At 64.1% G+C, this 21,351-nt stretch carries 17 protein-coding genes; 12 read left to right on the forward strand and 5 right to left on the reverse strand.

All coding sequences use genetic code 11. The features are described from left to right. Positions 1-37: 37 nt before the first annotated feature. Positions 38-1,108 (reverse strand): ABC transporter substrate-binding protein, encoded by a 1,071-nt coding sequence (locus tag DFR72_RS38720; RefSeq protein ID WP_211335683.1) that lies wholly within the window; start codon positions 1,106-1,108, stop codon positions 38-40. A 410-nt stretch (positions 1,109-1,518) separates the two neighbouring features. On the opposite strand from DFR72_RS38720, the gene DFR72_RS38725 reads away from it, so the two are divergent. Next, positions 1,519-2,667, forward strand: coding sequence for a LacI family DNA-binding transcriptional regulator (locus tag DFR72_RS38725; protein ID WP_281273463.1), 1,149 nt, complete (start codon positions 1,519-1,521; stop codon positions 2,665-2,667). Between the two features lie 221 nt (positions 2,668-2,888). Here the strand turns inward: DFR72_RS38725 and DFR72_RS38730 are convergent, their stop codons facing one another. Both DFR72_RS38730 and DFR72_RS38735 read right to left on the reverse strand, forming a co-directional pair. After that, positions 2,889-3,338, reverse strand: coding sequence for a hypothetical protein (locus DFR72_RS38730; RefSeq protein ID WP_114773929.1), 450 nt, complete (start codon positions 3,336-3,338; stop codon positions 2,889-2,891). A 554-nt stretch (positions 3,339-3,892) separates the two neighbouring features. Next, entirely contained in the window at positions 3,893-5,209 is a 1,317-nt protein-coding gene (locus DFR72_RS38735; protein ID WP_090071600.1) for an NAD(P)/FAD-dependent oxidoreductase, read from the reverse strand. Between the two features lie 671 nt (positions 5,210-5,880). Here DFR72_RS38735 and DFR72_RS38740 point away from each other — a divergent pair. From DFR72_RS38740 to DFR72_RS38765, 6 genes are all read left to right on the forward strand, one after another. Continuing rightward, a complete protein-coding gene (locus DFR72_RS38740; RefSeq protein WP_143086954.1) occupies positions 5,881-6,564 on the forward strand; it encodes a TetR/AcrR family transcriptional regulator in 684 nt (227 codons plus the stop codon). Positions 6,565-8,277: 1,713 nt separating this feature from the next. Continuing rightward, positions 8,278-9,450 (forward strand): type 2 periplasmic-binding domain-containing protein, encoded by a 1,173-nt coding sequence (locus DFR72_RS38750; protein ID WP_211335684.1) that lies wholly within the window; start codon positions 8,278-8,280, stop codon positions 9,448-9,450. 151 nt (positions 9,451-9,601) lie between these two features. Beyond that, positions 9,602-9,727 (forward strand): hypothetical protein, encoded by a 126-nt coding sequence (locus tag DFR72_RS47615; protein ID WP_256239966.1) that lies wholly within the window; start codon positions 9,602-9,604, stop codon positions 9,725-9,727. An 810-nt stretch (positions 9,728-10,537) separates the two neighbouring features. Then, entirely contained in the window at positions 10,538-11,371 is an 834-nt protein-coding gene (locus tag DFR72_RS38755) for a PucR family transcriptional regulator (protein WP_170176597.1), read from the forward strand. A gap of 529 nt (positions 11,372-11,900) precedes the next feature. Beyond that, positions 11,901-12,734 (forward strand): helix-turn-helix domain-containing protein, encoded by an 834-nt coding sequence (locus DFR72_RS38760; protein ID WP_170176598.1) that lies wholly within the window; start codon positions 11,901-11,903, stop codon positions 12,732-12,734. Positions 12,735-13,023: 289 nt separating this feature from the next. Continuing rightward, complete coding sequence (locus tag DFR72_RS38765; RefSeq protein ID WP_170176599.1) at positions 13,024-14,145, forward strand: PucR family transcriptional regulator; 1,122 nt, start codon at positions 13,024-13,026, stop codon at positions 14,143-14,145. Between the two features lie 1,048 nt (positions 14,146-15,193). Here the strand turns inward: DFR72_RS38765 and DFR72_RS38770 are convergent. Beyond that, a complete protein-coding gene (locus tag DFR72_RS38770) occupies positions 15,194-15,631 on the reverse strand; it encodes a hypothetical protein (protein ID WP_143086953.1) in 438 nt (145 codons plus the stop codon). Between the two features lie 439 nt (positions 15,632-16,070). Here DFR72_RS38770 and DFR72_RS38775 point away from each other — a divergent pair, with 439 nt between their 5' ends. The 3 genes from DFR72_RS38775 (at position 16,071) to DFR72_RS46030 (ending at position 16,991) form a co-directional block, all read left to right on the forward strand. Further along, positions 16,071-16,292, forward strand: a complete 222-nt coding sequence (locus DFR72_RS38775) for a LacI family DNA-binding transcriptional regulator (protein WP_090071584.1) — start codon at positions 16,071-16,073, stop codon at positions 16,290-16,292. Between the two features lie 102 nt (positions 16,293-16,394). Then, positions 16,395-16,676 (forward strand): hypothetical protein, encoded by a 282-nt coding sequence (locus DFR72_RS45175; RefSeq protein WP_143086952.1) that lies wholly within the window; start codon positions 16,395-16,397, stop codon positions 16,674-16,676. 177 nt (positions 16,677-16,853) lie between these two features. Then, entirely contained in the window at positions 16,854-16,991 is a 138-nt protein-coding gene (locus DFR72_RS46030; protein ID WP_170176600.1) for a hypothetical protein, read from the forward strand. Between the two features lie 447 nt (positions 16,992-17,438). On the opposite strand, the gene DFR72_RS38780 is transcribed toward DFR72_RS46030, so the two are convergent. Further along, positions 17,439-17,687, reverse strand: coding sequence for a hypothetical protein (locus DFR72_RS38780; protein ID WP_143086951.1), 249 nt, complete (start codon positions 17,685-17,687; stop codon positions 17,439-17,441). Positions 17,688-18,185: 498 nt separating this feature from the next. Here DFR72_RS38780 and DFR72_RS38785 point away from each other — a divergent pair, with 498 nt between their 5' ends. Together DFR72_RS38785 and DFR72_RS38790 are read left to right on the forward strand one after the other, a co-directional pair. Then, positions 18,186-18,620: a hypothetical protein gene (locus DFR72_RS38785; protein WP_090071580.1), complete on the forward strand. Its 435-nt coding sequence runs from the start codon at positions 18,186-18,188 to the stop codon at positions 18,618-18,620. Between the two features lie 513 nt (positions 18,621-19,133). After that, a complete protein-coding gene (locus tag DFR72_RS38790; protein WP_170176601.1) occupies positions 19,134-20,753 on the forward strand; it encodes an AAA family ATPase in 1,620 nt (539 codons plus the stop codon). Positions 20,754-21,351: the final 598 nt, after the last annotated feature.

Consider the following 21,351-nt stretch of genomic DNA (forward strand, 5'->3'; position numbering starts at 1 on the left):
CGGCGGAGGACGAGAGCCAGCCGCTGCCCGGAATTGGCTACTTCTCGGGCCAGCTGGCTTCGATCTCGTTCAGCACGGTGTCGAGATCCTTCTGACCGCTCACCCAGGCAGTCATGCCACGCCAGAAGCTGCCAGATCCGACGGCGGCCGGCATGCGGTCCGATCCGTCGAACACGGACGAAGTCGCATTGACTGCGATCTTCGCGATGTCACGCGTCGTCTGGTCGGGGTAATTGCTCGCGTCGAAGGTCTTGTGCGGCGAGAGCCACCCGCCGATCTTGGCCCACTCCGCGCCGAACTTGTCGGAGGACAGGAACTCCATGACGGCCTTGACGTCCGGGTCATCGCCCTTGAACGCCGCAGCGAGGTCGCCGCCGAGAAGCACCGGATTCGCGCCGGCGGGTCCGGAAGGGTCGGTCGGCGGGAGTTGGAAGGTGGTGGTGCTGGTGTCGAGGCTGCTGGTGATGTTCTTCGGGAAGAAGTCACCACTGGCGATGAAGTTGCCCTGACGCATCAGGTAGCAGCCAGGCTTCGAATCGAACATCGAGTTGCCTGCCGTGCCGAACGGAGTGCTGGTGATCGCTTCGCGTCCGCCGAGGACGTTGCCCTTCGGGAAGGCGATCTCGGCGAACGCCTCGGCGGCCTGCTTCACCACCGGTGAGTTGAAGGGGATCTTGTGGGTGACCCACTGGTCGTAGACCTCGGGGCCACCGATGCGCAGCACGTACTCCTCGATCCAGTCGGTCGCGACCCATCCGGTCGCCGGGCCGGACTCCATGCCGAGGCACCAAGGCGTTACACCGGTGGACTTGATCTTCTCCGTGAGAGCGCGCAGTCCCGCAGCGTCCGTCGGAACGGTGTAGCCAGCCGCCTGGAATTGCGGCTTCGCAGTCCAGACAACGCTCTTGACGGCCATGCGGATCGGGACGCCGAAGGTCTTGCCTTCCGCGTTCTCGGTCGCCTCCATGAGCCCCGGCACCAACGTGCTCTTCAACGCAGGCAGGTCCAGCATGCCGTCCAGGGGCACCATGCCACCCAACTCGGCGATGTCCAGCAGGTTGCCGGGCGACGGGAACATCGTGATGTCAGGCAGGTTGTTGCCCGCCACCCTGCTGCGGATGAGCTCGCCGAGACTGGTCGACGGCACGTAGGTGATGTCGATACCGGATGACTGCTCGAACCCGGCGATCGAAGCCAGGAACGCCTGCTCCTCCGCTCCGGAGAACGCGCCCAGGATCTCGACCTTCCGGTCTCCGGCACTGCCCGAGCTGGTGCCGCCACTTCCGTCCTGAGTCGACAAACAGCCAGTGGTGACTAGCGCTACCAGCCCGGCTGTGGCACATCTGGCAAGCAACCGAAACTTCACTTTTCCTCCACGATGAGGGGTCGGACCTGCGATTATGATTCCCGCAGATCGGGTTCGCGGTCGATCCGAGCGACACTCTGTCAGGGAAATGTGGCCTGTGCCATGCTCAAAATGAGAACGCTTTCATAGAAATGCGGACGGTCAGGAGCACCATGGTTGAACGACGACGCACCCGAAGCACCGTGAGCATCGTCGACGTCGCGCGCCGCGCCGGCGTGTCGGTGTCGACGGTGTCCAGATCACTGCGCGGGGAGACCAACGTCGCCGCTGCCACGCATGAACGAGTGCGCCGCGCAGTGGACGAACTCGCCTACGTGCCCTCTCCCGCGGCCGCCGGCCTGGCGACGGGTCGCACCAGCAGCATCGGGGTGCTGGCGTCTTTCGACTACCGCTGGTTCCTGACCTCCGTGCTCGAAGGCGTCGACAGCGCGCTTCGAGCCGCCGGATATGACCTGCTGATGTACAACGTCGGCGACGCAGAAGCGCGCGACCACTTCTTCTCCAGCTCGCCGATGCGACGGCGGGTCGACGGGGTTCTCGCGGTAGCCGCTGTGCTGACAGGTGAAGAGCAGGCCGTGCTGCGCAAGCTGGACGTTCCCGTCGTCGCCGTGAACGGGATACGAACGCTCCTGCCTCGGGTAGGGATCGACGACGAGGCCGGCGCGGCGGCAGCGGTGAAGCACCTGGCCCTTCTAGGCCACACTGACATCGCCATGATCTCGGGCAACACCGACGCTCTCGTCGGCACCGTCACGCCGCGCCGCGCCGGATTCGAAGCCGCAGTGGCCGCTCTGGGACACGACACCGACGTGATCGTCGTAGATCGGTGGGGAGCCGAGGGCGGCATCCAGGGCATGGACCGCTTGCTGACACGCTCGACCTTGCCTTCTGCGATCTTCACAGAATCCGATGAGATGGCTTTCGGCGCACTTCGGTCACTGCGACGTACAGGTGTCCGCGTGCCGGAGGACGTGTCGCTGATCGGATTCGACGACCACGAGCTCGCCCCGGCTCTTGACCTGACCACGATTGCGCAACCCGCTCGCGAGCAGGGAGCGGTGGCTGCTGACCTGCTCATGAACATGATCGCGGGCACCGCCGACACCAGCGCGGACATCAAGCTGCCCACGCGGCTGATCGTCCGCGGATCGACCCGGCGTCATCTGGCCGCGGGTGACACCGAATCAGATGAGGTGCGCCATGGAGATTTCTCGGAACAGCCAGCATCCTCTGCACCGTCAGCCACGAGATCACCACCAAGTGCGCAGTCGACGCTCGCGCGCTCGGCGCGTGGACACTAGATCCGTTGTCCTGAAGGGGAATCAGTGTGGGCGAACAGGGCATGATCGACCTGACGTCCCCCGAGTTCCGCCGGCTGCTGTCCAAACTGGTCATGCACATCACCGCAACACCGAACATGTCCGGCCTGGTCGTGCCGGGGCAGACGACGCCGGTACGACCAGGCCAGACTCGGCCACTACGAACGAAGCGGCCCTCTACTCACTTGAGCGCCGTTGCAGTGCTAAGCCCAGTAGGCACACAGGTACGAGCGGTAATTGTCGTCGGCGCCTACCGGCACAACGCCCTGCGGAAGGCAGTACGGCCGCTGCCCGTTGTACTGAGCCTTCTTGTAGGCGCGGTTGATCTTGCCGTTCGTCGTCACGTACTGACCGTTGGAATAGGTCTTGAGAATGACGCCGTTGAAGCTGCCGTTGTAGGTCCCGCTGCGCCCGATAACGGTGCACGACCAGCTGTTGCTGCGATGCGCCCGGTCCCCAGGCACGTAGCACCACCCTTCGTGGTTCTTCGCGTCCTGAGCGTTGTCGTAGAGGCGCAGGTGCTTGTCGCCGAGCGTCCCGCCGCCGGAGTTCGCGTTGTACACCTTCTCCAGGTAGTAGGTAGCGGCCGAAGCGGTACCGTTCATGACGAACAGGGACGCCAGAACGAGAGAAAGAAGCGCCACACGTTTCATTGAGACCATTGTCAAGACCTTCCCGGTGACGGAGCACGAACTACTCCGGACTTCACGTACTGCAGCCCAGGGAACCTTATTTCTCACCTTTTGCGCCGTCCACGGGAGAATTCAGGAAAATTTCGTAAAACACAGTGTCAGCGCCCCCGCACGACGAGCGTCCGATTTTCACGACCTTCTGAGGGACCTGCGGCTTTCGCGCCTAGGTGGCGCGTCGTGGCCCTGGCGCGGTTCAAGCATGTTCAACATCACCTGGCTCTCGTCCTCTTCACCACACCGAGCAGTCACCACGCCGCGGGGGACCCGCGCACGGGTGCGTGACCGCGGTACTGCTCGTCGCGGCGTCCTTCGCCTGGCAAGGTCCGGCGGTCACGGGGCCCGCACCAGAAGACGATTCGCGAGGACGAAGACGCTTTGAGCAGCTGACCTGGCACGCAACTGGACCTGTGCGGTCGCCACGATCAGAGGCCCGCGCTCGCAGGCGATCTACCGGTTGCAGCTTGGCGAGGTCACCAGTGTCAACACGAACTCCGGCAAGTCCTACATCCACCTCGTCACCTGCGCTGCGGGTCCCTGGCAGCGATGTACTTCTTCATGGCAGTGAGAGCGACAGATTCGCCCATGTCGAACACGTCTCCCTGCAACATCCGGATGACATCGTCCCGATAGCGAGGATCGTCGAGAAAAACGTTGAAAAGCACGTTCAGCCGGTAGTACATGGAGGAGAAGTCATTCGAGATGCGCATGCCTCGTTGGAGAGTGCTTACGTAGTCGTCGAACCGTGCCTTGGCGAAGTCGCCTGCATGGTGAGCGGCGACGATGGTCTTCGCAGCGAGCCTGGCGCTGATCATTGCGAAGCTGACGCCGCTGGAGAAGATCGGATCGACGAACGACGCCGCGTCGCCGACGAGCAGCCTGCCATCACCGGAAATTTCTTGCATGCTGTATCTACAGTCGTCTTCCGACATGAACTTACGGATTCGTTTCGCCTTGCCAAGTGCCTCAGGAAGTCCGGGGCAGCCGTTCACGGCCTTCCAGAAGAATCCTTCCGAGTCGTCCATGTCAGCCTTGAAACGCCTTTTCTGGGTGACCGCACCGATCGACGTGATCGTTCTGGTGATCGGGATCTGCCACACCCAAGTTTCCTCTTGCGGCAGGAAGTGCACCTGGGTGTAGTCGGCGTACAGCGGCCGTCGCTCCAGCGATACCTGGTCGAGGTCCTCGAACCAAGTGTGCACCGCGCACTGGTCGAACGCCGGCTCGTTGACCTTGAGCTCGAGTTGGTCGCCGAGGAGCGTCTGCCGCCCGCTGGCGTCGACCACCATCCGAACCGGGATGTCGACCCGCAGGCCACCGACCTTCACCTCGAGCAGGGGCTTGTCAGATTCGGCGAAATCAACCCGGCTGACCCTCACACCCTCACAAATCTCGGCGCCCAGGTCCTCGGCGTGCTTCAACAAGATCAGGTCGAACTGGCTGCGGTCGACGTGCCAGCTGTAACCGCGATCCACTCCGGGTTGGTTGGGCTCCCCGTAGGCGAGCTCGGCGACACCGAACTCGCGGGAGTTGGCGCAGAACTCCGTGGTGCCTGCCGGGCTGGAGTGGGACGAGATCCACGCCGCACCGTACTTGCGCGCGAAAGAGCAGTTCTCGATCTTGTCGATGGCGCCGATGTCGTGCAGTACCGGGATGATCGTGGGCAGCAGTGACTCACCGACGTGTTCGCGCGGGAAGAACTCGCTTTCGAACACGGCGACGGACATCCCCGCCTTGGCCAGGTAGCAGGCCAGGGTCGACCCGGCCGGACCGCCGCCGATGATGCCGACGTCGTAGTCGTAGTCGTAGGTCTCGTCGTCCTGCTCATCAATCATGCCACTGTCCTTCTCGCCAACAGAAGTGGTGGTTTCGCGTTTCGTCGGACGCCGGCACACGGCGTGACATCTTCGAACGCCGGTAGGTGTCAACAGCACGCGAAGGTGTGCCGCCGCAGCGAAGACGCTGAAGGGATCGAATTGGCGTTCGACCGCCAGTCACAAGTTCAGCAGAAAGGAAAGATCCGGAAAAAGTTTAGCGCCAAACGATGCGTCATGTGCGTCAATCCATACAATTACAGAGATTTCAGCAAATTTCGGAAATGCAGCAATGTGGACGGTCTGGAGTGAACCTGATCGCTGACACGCGACCAGTGCTCAGCCGTTTGCCGAGAGACCAAGGAGCGGGTGTCTCGATTGAGACGCTGAACCTCATCCCGGAACGGCGTCCTGCCTGCACTTCCAGACTGAGAAGTCATCTCAGCTCTGCCGGCGCCGGGCGTTCTACGAGTTCCTCGAGCGGGAAGTGTCGCCGCCACCGATCCCGTGGCCTCAAGAGGATCAGAGCGTCCACGTCGACTTGCCGAAGTCTCCCCTGGCCCGCACTAGCGACGAAGCAAGAACACTTTCATCGTCCGCTATCCGAACTTCGAGGAACATCTTCAACCAGGCTCGCCGCAAGGACGGCAATGAGACAGTGTTCAAGTTACATCGTATGACATCATGGATGATTGAGGTGGATCGTGCCCAGAGGCCGACGCCCGATGTTGACTCGTGAGTCGATTGTCACCGCTGCAGTGACCGTCGCGGCACGGGCACAGCCAGAGGGATTGACCGGCGCAAACGTCGGCGAGGAGCTCGGAGTCGACAGGTCGACGCTGTGGCGGTACTTCGTGAACCATCAAGAACTCTTGCTGGCCGTCGGCGACAGACTGTTGCAAACGGCCGTCAACCGAGTAGCGGCCGGCTTGTCCCCACAGGAACGAGTGCGAACACTTGCACTGCACCTGGTAGACGTGTTTGTGGCTCATCCCTACATCGCAACGAACGCTTCCTGCATTACGCGCGGTCCTGGCGAGTTCGCTGTTATCGAACTGATCCTGGGCAGCCTGGAGGAGACTGGCCTTCGAGGTGAAGCCGTAGCTCGCCATCAGAGGATGCTCACCGACGCGTTGCTTGCTTACGCTGGCATGCGAGCGGCTTACGCGATACTTCCAGCCCGCGTCAGGATATTTGAGGAACGGTCCTGGCCTGGCGTTCGCGTCGCGATCTCTCCACGCCGGTTCCCCAGGATCGCCAGCAATCTTCCAGCATTGGACACGGACGATCACGAGCAGGTGTTCACCACGCTGCTCGACGCGCTGTGGGCCTCCGTGTCAGCCGCCACCACCCTGGAGCCGTCTGGGCAGCGATGACAACGGTGAGCATCGAGGTGCCTCACGGCCGGGCCGCACCGGGGACAGTGCCCGCAGCCAGACGGCTGTCGTCAAGCCGGAAGGCTTCGCAGCCTGCGATCACTCGACCTCACATGAGGCCCACCCACCGCAGACTGCGTCGCCTGGCACATCGCCGTGCCTACCTGTCCTCGGCCGCAGGCCTTGCGCGAGCAGTTGTCACGACCTAACCCAGTAAGCGCAGTAGTAGACCAGGTGGATTCGGCTGGACACCTCTTCGTACCGAGGAAGACAGAAAGGTTTGAAGTTCGCGGACGGCTGGCGCACCCGTGCGATGTGGGTGGCACCGGCGAAGTCTGCACGAGCCCCGTCGCCAGGGCTTCTGATCAAGGTTCTAGGTCCACCGGACAGGTCCTCGACCACGGTGCAGGACCATGAGTTCTTGCGCATATCAGGATTTTTCGGCACATAACACCACCCATTGTGCTCCTGAGCGTCTCGGAAGTTGACGTAAGCATTGACGTACTTGTCAGCCAAGACGTTGAAACGGCCGAGCAAGTAGTAGTCGTCCGCATGGGCCACGTGCTGACTGGACGACATGACGAACAACGCCGCGAACAACAGAAGGAAAGACCTTTTCACCAAGTTCGACAAATCGCACCACCTGTCTCACACCCACAACAACCTTCCTCGAATTAGGTTAAGCATGGCGGAACCCAATGACACTGCCACTCGTTGAGATTCCGAGATTTTTCCACTCATCGGTCTGCGCCGGATCAAGTGCGCGACAGCTTCGCGCGACCACGGCGAGCACCTCGAAGTCAGTGACGCCATCCGCCCGCACATCCCCGATGCCACCAGCCGCCACAGGCACAAGCCTGGACGTCACGACACCGCCCGCTTTGAGTCGAAGAGCACGACTGAGTTCACAAGGCCGGCACGGCAACGGAATCAGGATCAGTTCTCTGCCTCGGCACGCGCCGGGAAAGCCGTTGCACCGCCGACTTCAGCCCGCTCGCGGGCGAGAAGATCAGTCATCCTGGCGAGTGGCGATCACCAGCAGAACCGAGCGGTCACGCCCACAGACGGGCGTGCACTTCAGGTATGGCGTCATGACGGTCGGCATCGACCTGACACCGTCGGACGCCCGCCTCTACAAGATCGACCGAAAGCCCGAGCTGAGGCGACGCACACCTCCGCCACATCCGACGCGCTGTGCACCGAGCTCAAGGTCAAGATGTCGCCGACAGCTCGGCATTCGCACACAAAGACCGCACAGCGGCAGGTCGTCGGCACCCATGATTCCTCGGAATGAGGGAAAAACTGCAGGTTCGCGCGCAACCGCAGCAGTGAAGGGCGATCCGCTTACAGTCGGAGGCAGTTCGGGCTGCAGGGGCCTGAACCCGGCCCGGACCGCGCCACCACGCGACTCCGCCGGACGGGACGGAGTGTGTTCCATGATCGTGGAGCACACCCCGTCCTCATGCGTGGTCCGCCTCTGACCTGGTTGGCCTGGCCAACGTCCACATTCGAACGCCGACGCCCGCCGGTCGAGCAGGAGGAACGATGAGGTCCAGGCCAGGGCGCAGGATTGCGCCCGCCGTAGTGATCACAGCGGCCCTGATCACGGCAGGGTGTTCCAGTTCGACGGGAGGTGATTCGGGGCAGGGCACCAAGTCCGGCAGTGGAACCGGCGAGATCACGGTGTGGGCGCATCAAGGCCAGCCCGGCGAGGTGACCGCTCTTCAGCAGGCGGTCTCCGACTTCAACTCCGCGACCAAGAGCGTGACCGCCTCGTTGAGGCTCATCCCCGAGGCGGACTACGCCAGAACCATCGCCGCGGCCTCGCTCGACGCCCTTCCCGACGTGCTGGAGTTCGACGGTCCGACGATGAGCAGCTTGGTCTACGACGGCAAGCTCTCCTCGTTGCACGACTTCATCAACCCGCGGACGGAGAACAACGCCACGAACTCGGTCATCGCCCAGGGAACGGCCGCGGACGGTCAGATCTACGGGCTCGCGATGTTCGACTCGGGTCTGGGCCTCTACGCCAACAAGTCGCTCCTGGACGCGGCTGGCGTCTCGTACCCGACGAACGTCGACGAGGCGTGGACTGTCAAGCAGTTCGATTCCGTGCTCACGAAGCTGTCGATTGCGGATGCCGACCAGAAGGTCCTGGACGTGGCGGAGAACGTGGGCTTCGACAACGAATGGGGTTCGTACGCCTTCTCCCCCGTGCTGTCTTCGGCGGGCACCGGGTTGATGACGGACGGCAAGGCGGCCGGGACGCTCGACTCCGACACCGCCGTCGCCGCCATCAGGCGGGTCGCGTCGTGGCGGCAGTTCGTGGACGCGAACACCGACGCGAAGGCGTTCTCCTCGGGACGGGTGCCGCTGAGTTGGTCCGGTCACTGGTCCTACCCCGAGTACTCCAAGGCGCTGGGCACGAACCTGGTCGTGCTGCCACTGCCGGACTTCGGCAAGGGTGCGAAGACCGGCCAAGGCTCGTGGGCGTGGGGCATCTCCAGCAGCAGTGACAACGCCAAGGCCGCGGGCATCTTCCTGGACGACCTGCTGTCGGACAAGTCGGTAGAGGCCATGACGGCAGCCAACGGCGCTCCTCCCGGCACCCGCAGCGGCCTGATCAGGAGTGCCGCCTATCGCGAGGACGGCCCGCTTGCCCTGTTCGCCGAACAGTTGAACCGGACGTGCGGGAGCCAGTCCCCGACGCCCGAGTGCGTCGCTGTGCCGCGTCCGGTCACCCCCGGCTACCCGGTGATCAGCAAGGCGTTCTCCAGCGCGTTCAGCGCGATCTACCGAGGCTCGGACGCCAAGGAAGAGCTGAGCAAGGCGGCTCGCGAGATCGACAGGACGTTCGCCGACAACGGCGGCTACCAGATCAAATGACGTACTGCCGCGCATGCCGCGTCGAGGCCGTTTCAGCGCCACGCCCGATGCCGACTGGAAACAGTGCGAGCGATGGGAATGAGATTGCCTTCCGGTCGGAACGCAGCCTCTCGGTCCGGGCGACTGCGTCGCGACTGCGGTGGTGTGGCGAGTGATTTACTCACGCGACTCGACGGGTCTGCTCAACGCCGGACTCGAGGTCATGACGGTCACGACCGCGTTCGACGGTCACGGCAACATCGGCAGCCAGTCGGCCATAACCGTCTGCTCTTCGTGATCGCGCTGGCGCTGCACCTGGCGCAGCGCGGCCTGCGCGGCTTGGAGGGGAAGGCACGGCGACTCCGACGACGCACCTGCCGCACCACATCGCCCGACGCCCCCGCCGGCGCAAGGCCCGGCGCCTGATCGGCCTGCTGGACATGGCTGCACTGATTCTGGACGCTTGCCATCTTCGTCAGCGAACCATGAAGAATCCTCATTTCCAGTCGCACGACTCTGACGGGAGAGTTGTCGCTGCGCTCTGCCAACGAAAGCCGGGGATCGAACAGCAATCGTTCCGGTGAGCGAGCGAGCCACTATCCGTGCAGGACGCGAGAAGCAAGCGGTGGCCGGTATGCGACAGGCATCAATCCGCCAGGTCGAAAGCTGGACCGATCGGACCTGCAAGCGTTTCACTTCTCCACACGAGGTGAGCTGGTAGCGACCAAGACGTGACGACCTGTCAGCAGAAGAACTCTTGCTTGCTACGGACTCGGCCGGCGGAGCTGCACAGCAGCAGCGATCAGGGCGCGTGGACGCTCTGAGGGGCACCCGAGAGGCTGAACCTCCTGGAAGGGCGATTCAGAATTCTGCGAAGGCAGAACACCGCAGAACTCGCGGAGGTAAAATGCTTCAAACGAGCACAGACGTCTACACAGCGCAAGAAGACGTCTCCCGGTGGGAGCAACACCGGGAAAGACTTACCTCGCACATGGCGAGCATGTGCGAACGCTCCTTCGGCTCACGCAGACCGTTGACATCTGAGATCCGCAGTTTCTGCGACTGGTGGCAAAAAAACGGAGGCGACCTCGACGTCCTCCTCGACGGTGTGCACAAAGCGACATCGTCGATCATCCGCCGCAGGATGATCGACGCCTCCCGATCGGGGGTGCACGACCGGCCGGCCCGCGGGATGGCCGACGTCCTGCTGGCGGACGACATCGCAGCGACGTTCCACGAGGCGTGCGCGCGAGAGCGACAGTCGACGTCGTATGAAACCCGGCACGGGAGCCACCGCGGCGCAGCGAGCCAGATGGCGTTCACCTCGCCTGCTGTGCACCAGGTGGTCTTCTACGCCATCAGCGTGGACGGACCTGACCTGGACCGCAGCCGGCTCTCATCCGTGATCGAGCAGCTGGCCGACCCAGCGGCGATGATCGACCTGTTCGAAGGCCGGCCTCGAGCCTTGGTTGCCGTGGACGGCGAGACGTGCTCGGTCAACATGTGCGAACGGATGAGAGCGGCGCTGGGACCACTGACCAGAATTTCCGTTGAACCGATCACGCCCAAGGGCTGGTTCCGCCCTTTCCGCGACTCCGACCGCGTGCTGAACCTGGCTTTGGCTCTCAACGTCGAACCGAAGGTGCACCGGGCGGCGGACTTCCCGATCGAGTTCGCGGCTGCCCGCACGATCGTCGTACGCGAGCACCTGGTGGCGGCGCTCGAACCGGTCATGTCGAAGGACAACCTCAGGAGCACTCTGCTGGCGCTCGTCCGATTCGGGGGCAACCGCACTCGCGCCGCGGAGGACCTCCGCATCCACCGGAGCACGATCGACTACCGGCTGGACCGGATCAAGGCGATCACCGGCTACTCCCCCCTCACCCTGGCCGGCCTGAACATGTTGAGCACCGCGCTGGCCGTGTACATCCTGACGGCTTGAAGGCCGCGTTCCCACGCTGAAGCACTGAACACTTTCAGACACCGAAGGTCGCCGTGCTCACCATAGGTGTGCGGAAGAATTCCGCACAAGCGCTCGCATTCACCACGCCCGCCGGACTGCACGCTTAGCTACCTTCCACTGAACCAGACTTCGCCCGAGAATCCCATCATCTTCCCCGGATAGCACTGATTTCGGAGACGAAAGATGAGAACGACGATCAAGTTCTCTTCTCCGCGGGCGCAACGACGAACCAGCCCGCATGCCCATCGACAACGAGGACACTGTGCCAATGGATCGGACCTCTTCGAAACCCGATCGGAACGGAGATGAGGACGACGGCTTCGCCGTTTCACGTCAGCGGGACGAGTCGGCGCGGTGGACGACCGACCCGCGATCGTCCACCGTGTCGGACGCGATCAAGGAAGTACTGGCGACCACCGTCAGGTTGGGGCACACGGACGACGTGACCGCGCGTCACGCTGTGCACTCGATGCTCCAAGCGGATTTGGGGCCTCAGGAAGCCGGCCGCGTGGTCAACGAAATCGCCTCGACCATGGTCGACGAACTCATCGCGGCTCCAGGAGGTAGCAGGCTCTCCGCGATCAGGCGCGTGGTGGAGTTGATGTCGAGCGCAGCTGAGTTGGTGGTCACCCTGCACCGCAGGATCAAGGACGCCGAACTCGTGGATCGGACGGACTTGTCACCGCTGGTGCTGCACCCCGCGGACGTCGATGACTTGGCCACACCGACCGGGTACGAGGACAACTGCCTGTACGTCCTGGCCGCCAGGGGCGCGCTGCCCGAAGGGGATCAGCTGTATCGGGAGCTCGTCGACCTCGGCGCCGGGGCAGCCATCACCGAGATCTCCACGGAGGGGTTCTTCGCGGTGCAGCGCATGAACAACCGCCAGGCGGCGGAACGGATGTGCCGCAGCCTGTTGTCGAGGTTGCCGGCCGCAACGGTCATGGCCGTCGAGCCGCTCGTGTTCGGCGGTCCGCTGGAGTCGTTCAAAACCGTGGAGGGCCTACTGCGCCTGGCGTTCATGTTCGACCTGGGCCCCGGCCTCTACCAGATCTCGGACTTCCCCGTGGAGTTCGCCGTGGCGACCACCGCGCCGGTGCGGGAGAAGCTGCTCGCCATGATCCAGCCTGTCATGGCGAAGGCGGAACTCAGACGCACCCTGGAGCTCCTGGTGTTCAGCCAGGGCAATCGCACCAGGGCCGCGGAGCGGTTGAACATCCACCGCAGCACCATCGACTACCGGCTGAACCAGATCGACAAGCTGACCGGTCACTCACCGGTGACGACCGGCGGTTTGAACATGCTCACGCTGTCATTGGCGGTGCGCACGCTGATGGCGTGAAAGCCGGATTCTACCTTCGGCGACTCGACCAACACTCACCACGCCTTCGCAGATCTAATCCTGCAGAGCGCCAAGCTTTCACATCTTGAGAATAAGTTGAGAAGAACGACAATTTGTGTAACGCTTACATCCCCTGCGAGACAGCAGCTGGCCAAGCTGTCTCGACACTGGATCACGGCTTGTGGAAAGGCGCTGAACCATGCCTTCGCGAAATGTTGAACTGGTGATCGGCAGCCGTCAGGACTCCCTTGAGTTCGCCCCGTCGGACCCCTCGTCGCAGGTTCGCCACTTGGCTTCCGGACTGGTCGACAGGATCCACGACCACCTGCTCGCCAGTGTGGACGAGGCCCCCTGCGTTCACGCCGCCGTGGCCCGCTGCCTGGCCGAGGTGGTAGCCACCTGCATCGCCGGAGCCGGCGCGCTGAGCTGCTGCACGCAGGAGGTGCTGTCCCTCATCAGGAACACCGGTCGGCAGTGCAGCGCAGCGTCGAGGCCCGCGGACGGCGTGGCGGTGATGGTGAGCAGCCTGACCAGCACGGCCATGGACGTGGTGACCTCCGACCCACGGTTGTCCACAGAGGTCGAGATGATCGCCATGGCGCGTGAGATCACGACGATCAGCGCCCAGCTCCTGCGCGAGTTGTTCGAGGGTGTGCGCGACGGGCGCACCCAGCAGGTCCCTGCGAAGCCTTTGGCCGTCAAGCTGCTCTCCGGTCGCGTCGATCAGGTCGCGGACCCGTCGGCACTCGCCCCCGCGTACGCCATCGCCGCTCTGCGCTCACCCGACGCAGCGACCATGGACAGGGTCGTCAAGGCCGTCCGTCAGGACCGCGAGACGGAGAAGCTCTCGGTGCTGGCACCCAACGGGGCCTACGTCCTCGCTCCGGTGTCCGACGACCGTGCGCTGCGCTCTTTCGGGCAGAGCCTGTGGGACCGAGTCGGTGGCGACCTGTGGATCGGCCTGTCGTGGAAACCTCTCGCCGAGATCCCCAGCGGCCAGCAGCAGGCCGCCGACATCGTCCGGCTGGCGGTGGCCAGTGGTCGACGTCCCGGCCTGTTCGGCCTGGAGCAGGTCATCGTCGACTTCGCTGTGCTCAGCCACCCAGCCACGGCGAGTTTGCTCGCCAAGGTGGTTGAAGGCCTGGCGGGCAACAGCATCCTGCACCACACCCTCAAGTGCTTCATCGCAGCCGAAGGCAACCGGGGCAGGGCTGCGCGCCAACTCGTGATCCACCGCAGCACCCTGGAGTACCGGCTCGCCCGGATCGAGGAGATCACCGGCTACCAGCCCACGTCGACGCGTGGCCTGCTGATGCTCAGCAGCGCCATGACGGCGCACGCCCTCGCCACCACCAAGTCCGCCGAGCTGCCGCACATCGGCGACAGGTATGGCCGCGGTCTGAGCGCATGACGCCCGCGGCGCAAGCGGACCGCGGGTTGCCAAAGCGGCGGCGCTGCAGGACCTCCGACTCATCCTGAGCGTGCTCGGGATTGAGAGGTGGACCCCTCCATCCCGGCCGTGTGGAATACGCACCTCACCGCGAACCGACAAGGCGGGATCACCCGCCTTGTCGCCGCATCCCGGCGGGAGGAACACCTCCTCCTCACCACATCGGTGAGTTGCCGACAAGAAGTGATGCGGTCCGCCAGCACGGCCGGCAGCGTTCCAGGCGATGCCGCCACTCGCCTCACCCGTCCCAGGTGAACTTCCGGATCCCCAGTGGTTCCGATTCTCCTGGTTGCCGAGGGCGCGTACGCCGGTCGCGCCGTGCTCAGACCGCTCAGAGCTCCACCACGCCCTCACGGCTCTCCCCAGAGCCGTGTTGCTCGAGGAAGGTCTCCGGGCGCTGGGCCATGGCACGTGAATGCCCGCTCGCCGAAAGCCATTCGCAGGACGGTCACTACCTTCTGACAGCGGCAGGACCACAATGATCTTGTCAGGACAGTGCGGTCACACTGTTTTGCCCGGAGGGTCGGGCACGGTGGCACCCGGATGTCGCCGCTCCGGCCGGTGGATCACGAGCGGAGCCACTCGCGGACGGTCTCAAAGGCGGAGTGCACTCCGAGTGCGCTTGCACTCGAGGAAGAAGGTTGTCCTTTGTGGACTCTGGCGGGACGGCCGCCGCATGAACCAGCCGCCCCGCCAGAAATCGTTGGCACCGCAGCGATTCCGCTCGTGCTCCTTGAGTAAACCCTGCTTTCCGACGAGAGCCACATCTGGAGCGTGGCGGGAACGCGACTGTCGCACACCTGACGATTGCCGCCGGACAAACCAGCACAACGACAGGCTCGCCGCCCGGACAGCAACAGGATGCCTGCACTGCAGCGCTGTCCCTGCTTGTCCACCTCGGAGGTGGCGCTGCTTTCGTCAGGGCGGCAGCCGCGTCCGCGGTCACCGACCGGGGAGCCCTCGACGCCCGGCGCCGTCAGCGAATCGCGCCCGGCCAGTCAGTGGTCGTTCAGCGCACCCAGTAGGCGCAGTAGTAGAAGTTGCCGGGCGACTCCCGACCCTCCGGGGACGTGTCGCTCGGCAGGCAGTACGGCAACTGCCCGTTGAACTGGGCACGTGGGTGCGCCTTGTAGTACCTGCCGTCCGGGTGCCGGTGGGAACTGTCGGGCTCAGGGGCGTAGATCTCGACCACAGTGCTCTTCACGGTGCATGACCAGTTCGCGCGGCGGTTGTTCTTGTTGCCTGGGTAGAAGCACCAGCCGTCGCGGTTGGCCCGGACCTCCTTGGTGTTCACGTACAGGGCCAAGGCCTTGTCGTCGATGATCGAGCCCTTGGTGTAGGTGCGCCAAAGGTAGTACTGGTCGCCCGCGGCCGATGCAGATCCGATCGAAAAGCAAGCGGACAGCGAAAGCACGGCCAAAGCGAACAACATAGCGCGTTTGATCACAGTTCAACACCTCTCGTTAGACGCGATGAGGCTCACACCCTCGCCAGAAAAATACCTCCCAAAAACGCCGTCACTCAACGCGAAAAATCCCTAATCAACCCGAATTCTGGATTAAGGATTCCGCAGAAGAAGGAAATTTCTGCGCGCTTCGAACAATGGAAGATTTCGCCAGCACCTCACGGCTTGTAGCGAGCGACGCCACAGAGCGCCACGACGGCCAGATGCGAAACCAGGCGTAAATCTCACCGCAGGCGTGGTCCGAGATGACTGCGGCCGCCGTCTTCCGCGTACCCGAACAATGCGGAGGGAATCAGAGTTTTCGCTGTTCGAGACAACTGAAGTTTTCTTTTCGCGACACTCACACCCGGCTCGGTGGTCGACTCACGACGAACGGCGTTCACGATGACAGGATGAACCCCTCACGTCCTCAGGAGGGTTGATGGCCGGCATCGCCTATGTCGCACGCGAAGCGGGAGTGTCCACGGCGACGGTATCGCGGGCCCTGCGTGACCTGTCCAACGTCTCGGAGTCGACCCGGTTGCGCGTGGTGGCCGTGGCGGAACGGCTGGACTACCGCGTGTCCCGCACAGCTTCCGGGCTGGAGATGAGCGTGCTCGCGTTGCTGTCGCAGATCTTCACCGCAACGTCATCCGAAAAATGAGGACAAATTAGCTGCGAGCAATAAATTTGCGCCATCCACATTGCCGCGCCAACAGCACATGGTAATTTACCGCCTCAGTCGATTCACCACATTGGAGTAATCTTGAAGAACTTCAGCCGCGCCAAGCTGGCCGTCTTCGCACTTGCCATTGCGTGTGTTTCTCAAGGTCTTCTTGCGACGGTCGCCCATGCAAGAACTGGCGATTTGGTGTGGATCGGACCATTCGGTCCCACTTATGTCGACAAGATCAACTGCACCCGAAACGGGGATTACTACATCGGCCAGACCCTGAACTACAACGGCAAATCGCACACGGTCGTGGCTTACACCTGCAATAAGTCCGGAAACGCGTACCCGCTTTATCTGGAACTGCGCGAGAAGTGATCTGACCGATCGCTCGCGTCAGGAGCGGGGACGCGGCGATCTCAGGTGAGGTCCGCGCAGCGCTGTCGGTGCAGGTTCCCGCCGCGCCTCCCATCGGTCTCGCCGTCGCAGCCCATCAGGACCGTGGCCGGTCGGGCACGACCAGATCGACTGGCGCCCGCAACAGGGCGGGATCTCGTGAACGTGCCGGAGTGTCGCAACGGTGACGGTGACAACGGCGCCCGGTACGTGCTGGTTCCCGGCGCCGGCGCCGTGCGGCACAGCCAGTCGCTGTCGGTCGCCGAACGCGAGGGCGATCTTGTGGAAGGCACATGATCACAGGCCGCAGTGGATCCCGGTCGGTGACCTTCGCAGGAAGGCCGCCGCCGCTACCTTCCCAGGCAGTTGCCGGGAGCGGCCTGCATCGCTGTTGCGCCGTGCCTCAGTGCACCAGCCCAGGTTCCCGCCGCCGTGCGAAGCGGGTCGAGTCGCCACGGGCGTGTGCCGGGTCGAGGCCGCCGCAATCGGGCACGGCAGGCCGCCGGTGGACGACTCGTCGCGGTCCGCGGTTCGTGAGCTGTAGCCGAGCGCGGCCGCGGGGCTCGCGGTGCGGGATGCGGGGCGGCGTCCTGGATTCTCTTGTGCACAACGTGCTACTGCGAATCCTGCCGCCCGACTTCCCAAGCCGGGCGGTTGCCGGTCGCCAGCCGCGCCGGGTCACGCGCGTCGTCGTGCTCACTGTGCGTCTTCGTCGGCGGCGTCACTGAAGCAGGCCAGGTTGATCTACGGCAGCGACGGATCGATCGGACCTTGCCTGTTGACGGTGACGCCCGCCTGGGCGGTGCCGATGACCACGGCCCGCAGTGGGTCTCGCTTGGGGCCGCCGGGCAAAGAGATGACGGTGTGGCCGATGACGCGGTCGACGGGGTTTCGGCGATCACCGAAGCCATGGCGGTTCCTCCAGGCCGGGCAGGAGCGATCCATCACCTTGCCTCGGAAATCCGGAAGTAGTGGACGGAAATCTGCGGACAATGGCCCATCCTGCGAAATCAGCGAAAATGTTTCGCAAAAATAACCGACGCTGATCCAACTTCCGCAACGCCACCAATTCGATTCCACAATTTTAGTTCCAACCCCGACATGGGCATCGCCGAAGTGGAAACTTGTGACCGCAGCAGGATTAATCGTGACCTCCGTGATGGTTCCCGTCCTTATGGGCCAGATTGCCTACGCCCTCAGCCAGGGAAAACCCACGAAGAACCTCGACCCAGAAAAGATCGCGACCAGACTGCAGCCCACACCGGGAGGGGTGATGAACAGAAAACCACCATTCAGCCCCTGACCTCCTTCGAGTGAATCCTCCGATCCCGGCAGCGAGGCCACCGGACCACATCAAAACGGGTCCATCCAGAAGAAGTGATCACTCACTCCGCAAATTTCGGGTGGAGATCGACATTGTTTCACTTCTAAGGTCATGGGGTTCCACAGATCGATTCCCGCACACCAAAGAACCTCAGAAAGGACTGGAGCATGCGCAAGAAGTTCGTTGCGGTGTTGCTTGGCATCGCCGCGCTCGTCATGTTCGGGGCAGGTACGGCGTCCGCCGCCGGGTACTACTTCCACAAGCAGTACCCGGCGGGCACCCTGCTGGCGGACAAGGGGATCAACTTCTACGTCAACGAGGGCGAGGTCAAGGCCGGCCGCGACGGTTGGTGCCACGTTCCGGGCGATCGCGGCAGCCGGGCCAAATTCTGGTCCTGCACCGTGGGCCCCAAGATCGGAGAGATCACCAGCGTCCCCAACGGCGAGGTGGTGACGTTCAACGACGGCATCACCCACATCGCGAGCAAGTCCGCGCACTACAAGGGGCAGCTGCCGTACTGCTTGCCGCACCTCTACTCCGGTCACCTGCGCAAGTACGAGGGCACGACCTGGTACTACTGCGCCTACTGGAAGCGCGGCTGACGCAGCGGGCAGGTTGACCCGGACGGGGTGCCGGACCGCGGTGTGACACCGGAACAGACAACGGAGAGGATTCTTCGAATTCTCGAACGGTTGCACATTTCGCAGGAGTTCCGGAACCATCCGTCCCCGCGCGGACAAATTTTCTCGGCACAACCATCTTCGATGATTGACGCACTGGTGATCGGCGCTGATCACCGGTGCGAACAACGGGAGCGCGATCGTCGGTGGTGCGGCCACTTCGGCATCGTGACCGCAGAGCGCAGAGGCCGGCAGACCGATCGGCATCGCGGGCACAAGCCGGCTGTCCAACCGGGGCGACCACCTGTACTCCTCAGTACGCCTGCGTTGCCGCGCACCGCTGTGTGGTCACCGCGTCCAGCGCCGGAGAGGCCGAGCGGGTGCGTCGGCCCGGGAGAGCCGTCTGACGAAGTGAAAATCCGGAATTCAGCAAGAAAGAGAATCACAGTTTCAGAAACCGGTGACCACCTCGACGGTAGCGGCCGACATCGCGACATGATCACTCCCGACGGGTATTCCAACCACCGGGCGGGAGGTTTCGCCTTCGTGAACCAGCAGACCAGTGTCGAGCACGCGTCCATTCCGGGCGGACGTGGGCACACCAGCCGCGAAAATTTTGCCGCAGGCCTCGCCCAACTGCGGGTGGCGTGCGGCAAACCGTCCTACGAGACCCTCGCGCGACTTTCCGGCAGGCTGCGCCGATCAACCATCTTCGACGCGCTCACGGGCAGGTCCACCCCCTCGCTGGAGTTCGTGATCGACTACGTGCGGACCTGCACGGTTCACGCCGGTCGGATCTCCGCGCAAGTAGACGCCGAACTCTCCGACCTCGCGACCTGGACGGCGCGGTGGCGCGCCCTGCACCACGTCGGCGAGCCCGTTCCGCAGGGAATGGACGCGTCACGGCCGCCGTCGGAGTACGTGATCGCCTCACAGGAGCGGGTCAGCCGAGAGTGGCCGGTGCCGCGGCAACTCCCCCTGGGCACAAGCCTGCTGGTGGGACGCGACGAGGAGGTGGAACGGTTGGACTCGGTGCTGGACGGGGGTTTGGTGGTGGTCACCGGCATGGCCGGCGTGGGCAAGACCGCCCTGGTGACCCACTGGGCCCACAAGAGGACCTGCCACTTCCCCGACGGCGTCTTGTGGGTCGACCTGGACGAGGACCGAGTACCGGGCTCTCCCTCAGCCACGCTGATCTCGTTGCTGTGCGCGCTGGGCATGGATCGCGACTTGCTGCCCCGTAGCGTCACCGACCTCTCCCACCTGTTGCGTTCGTGCACAGCGGACCGGAAGGTGCTGATCGTCATCGACGGCGCCGAAGACCCCGAGCAGGTGCGGCCGCTGCTGCCCGCCGAATCCCGTTGCGCCACCGTCGTGATCAGCCGCCGAGGACTGGTCGGCCTCTCCGCGCGGGAAGGTGCTGATCGCCTGGTGGTCGCACCCCTGTCGAGCACACCCGCCGCGCTCCTGCTGACCGAGGTCGTACGACGCGCCCATCCGAGCGAAATCCGATTGGACGACAGGCACGCCCGCGAAATCGCGGCGCTGTGCGGAGGGCTGCCACTGGCGCTGAGGGTGGCTGCGGAGCGGCTGCGCTGGGACACCGCGGCCCAACTGCGGGAGGAGCTGTCGTCGGAGTACCTGCTTCTGTCAGGCCTGGTCGTGGCCGACGACCCGAAGAACTCGCCGCACGCGGTACTGCTGTCTGCGATCCGCCGGCTGCCCGCGTCGGCGGCACGGGTGCTGCGCATGCTCACACTGCACCCCGGAGCGACATGCACAGCGCCGAGCGTCGCGGCTCTGCTGGGCGCGACAGCCGTGGAAACGCAGCGGGAGATGCGTCTGCTGATACAGGACAACCTGCTCGAACAGCACGGCCCATCGCACTTCCGCATGCACGTGCTGGTGCGCCGGGCAGCGGCCGAGCTGTGCTCGGCCTCGGAGACCGCCGAGGAGCAGCGGTCCGCGCTGCGTCGGTTGCTCACGTGGTTTCGCAGTGGTGCAGGGCTCCCGGTCACCGAGGACGCCGCGCCGCAGCAGATCGACACCGCCGCCGCCATTGCCTGGCTGACGGCTCGGCTGCGGCCAGACGACCACGCGGACGGGACTCTGTAGTGCTTCGTCCCGGCAGTGCGGAGGACCGGGCCCGCCCAACGCGGTGGTGGTTGTCCGCGACAGGCGGACAACCACCGCCGGTTCACCGCAGCGCGCTCGTCAGAACGTCGGTCGAGGCCAGCCTGAGAGCACTGACGTCGTCCCGAGGCACCGATGGGCTTGAGCGGTTGGAACGGCACGGGAAGTGCGCAGCGCGGCTCATAGCTCACCACCGACAGGACGAGTACGTCGTCGGCGTCCACCTCGGCACGCTCCCCGACCCGGAGCAGGCGCAGCACCTCCGCGGGTGAGCTCAGCACGACCTCCTGCCTGCCAAGAGAACCCTTGGCTCCACCGTCGCTCAGCTCGGCACGAGGCCGTGGTCCTCGCGCAACGGCAAGCATCCCGATCGGGTGCAGTCCACCAGGGCGATGCCGTCGCGGGCGCGCATTCCTGTCCGGCAGATGGTGACGCGACACGGCTGGAGAACCACCGCACACACCGGCTCCTGGCCGCGTCGTCGCAGCAGGACGAGGGCGTGCACGACCTGGCGGACCGGACACAGGTCCAAACAGGATCGGCAGAACGTCAGCGCAGTCCGGCGCCACCGGATCCCGCT

The organism is Lentzea flaviverrucosa (assembly GCF_003350445.1).
GTDB classification, from domain to species: Bacteria; Actinomycetota; Actinomycetes; order Mycobacteriales; family Pseudonocardiaceae; genus Lentzea; species Lentzea californiensis.

What these genes read in the sequence shown, in the direction of transcription:
- DFR72_RS38725 (WP_281273463.1), top strand. Translation starts at nt 1,519, where the DNA reads ATGGTTGAACGACGACGCACCCGAAGCACCGTGAGCATCGTCGACGTC.
- DFR72_RS38735 (WP_090071600.1), bottom strand. Translation starts at nt 5,209, where the DNA reads ATGATTGATGAGCAGGACGACGAGACCTACGACTACGACTACGACGTC.
- DFR72_RS38790 (WP_170176601.1), top strand. Translation starts at nt 19,134, where the DNA reads ATGATCACTCCCGACGGGTATTCCAACCACCGGGCGGGAGGTTTCGCC.
- DFR72_RS38730 (WP_114773929.1), bottom strand. Translation starts at nt 3,338, where the DNA reads ATGAAACGTGTGGCGCTTCTTTCTCTCGTTCTGGCGTCCCTGTTCGTC.
- DFR72_RS38775 (WP_090071584.1), top strand. Translation starts at nt 16,071, where the DNA reads ATGGCCGGCATCGCCTATGTCGCACGCGAAGCGGGAGTGTCCACGGCG.
- DFR72_RS38785 (WP_090071580.1), top strand. Translation starts at nt 18,186, where the DNA reads ATGCGCAAGAAGTTCGTTGCGGTGTTGCTTGGCATCGCCGCGCTCGTC.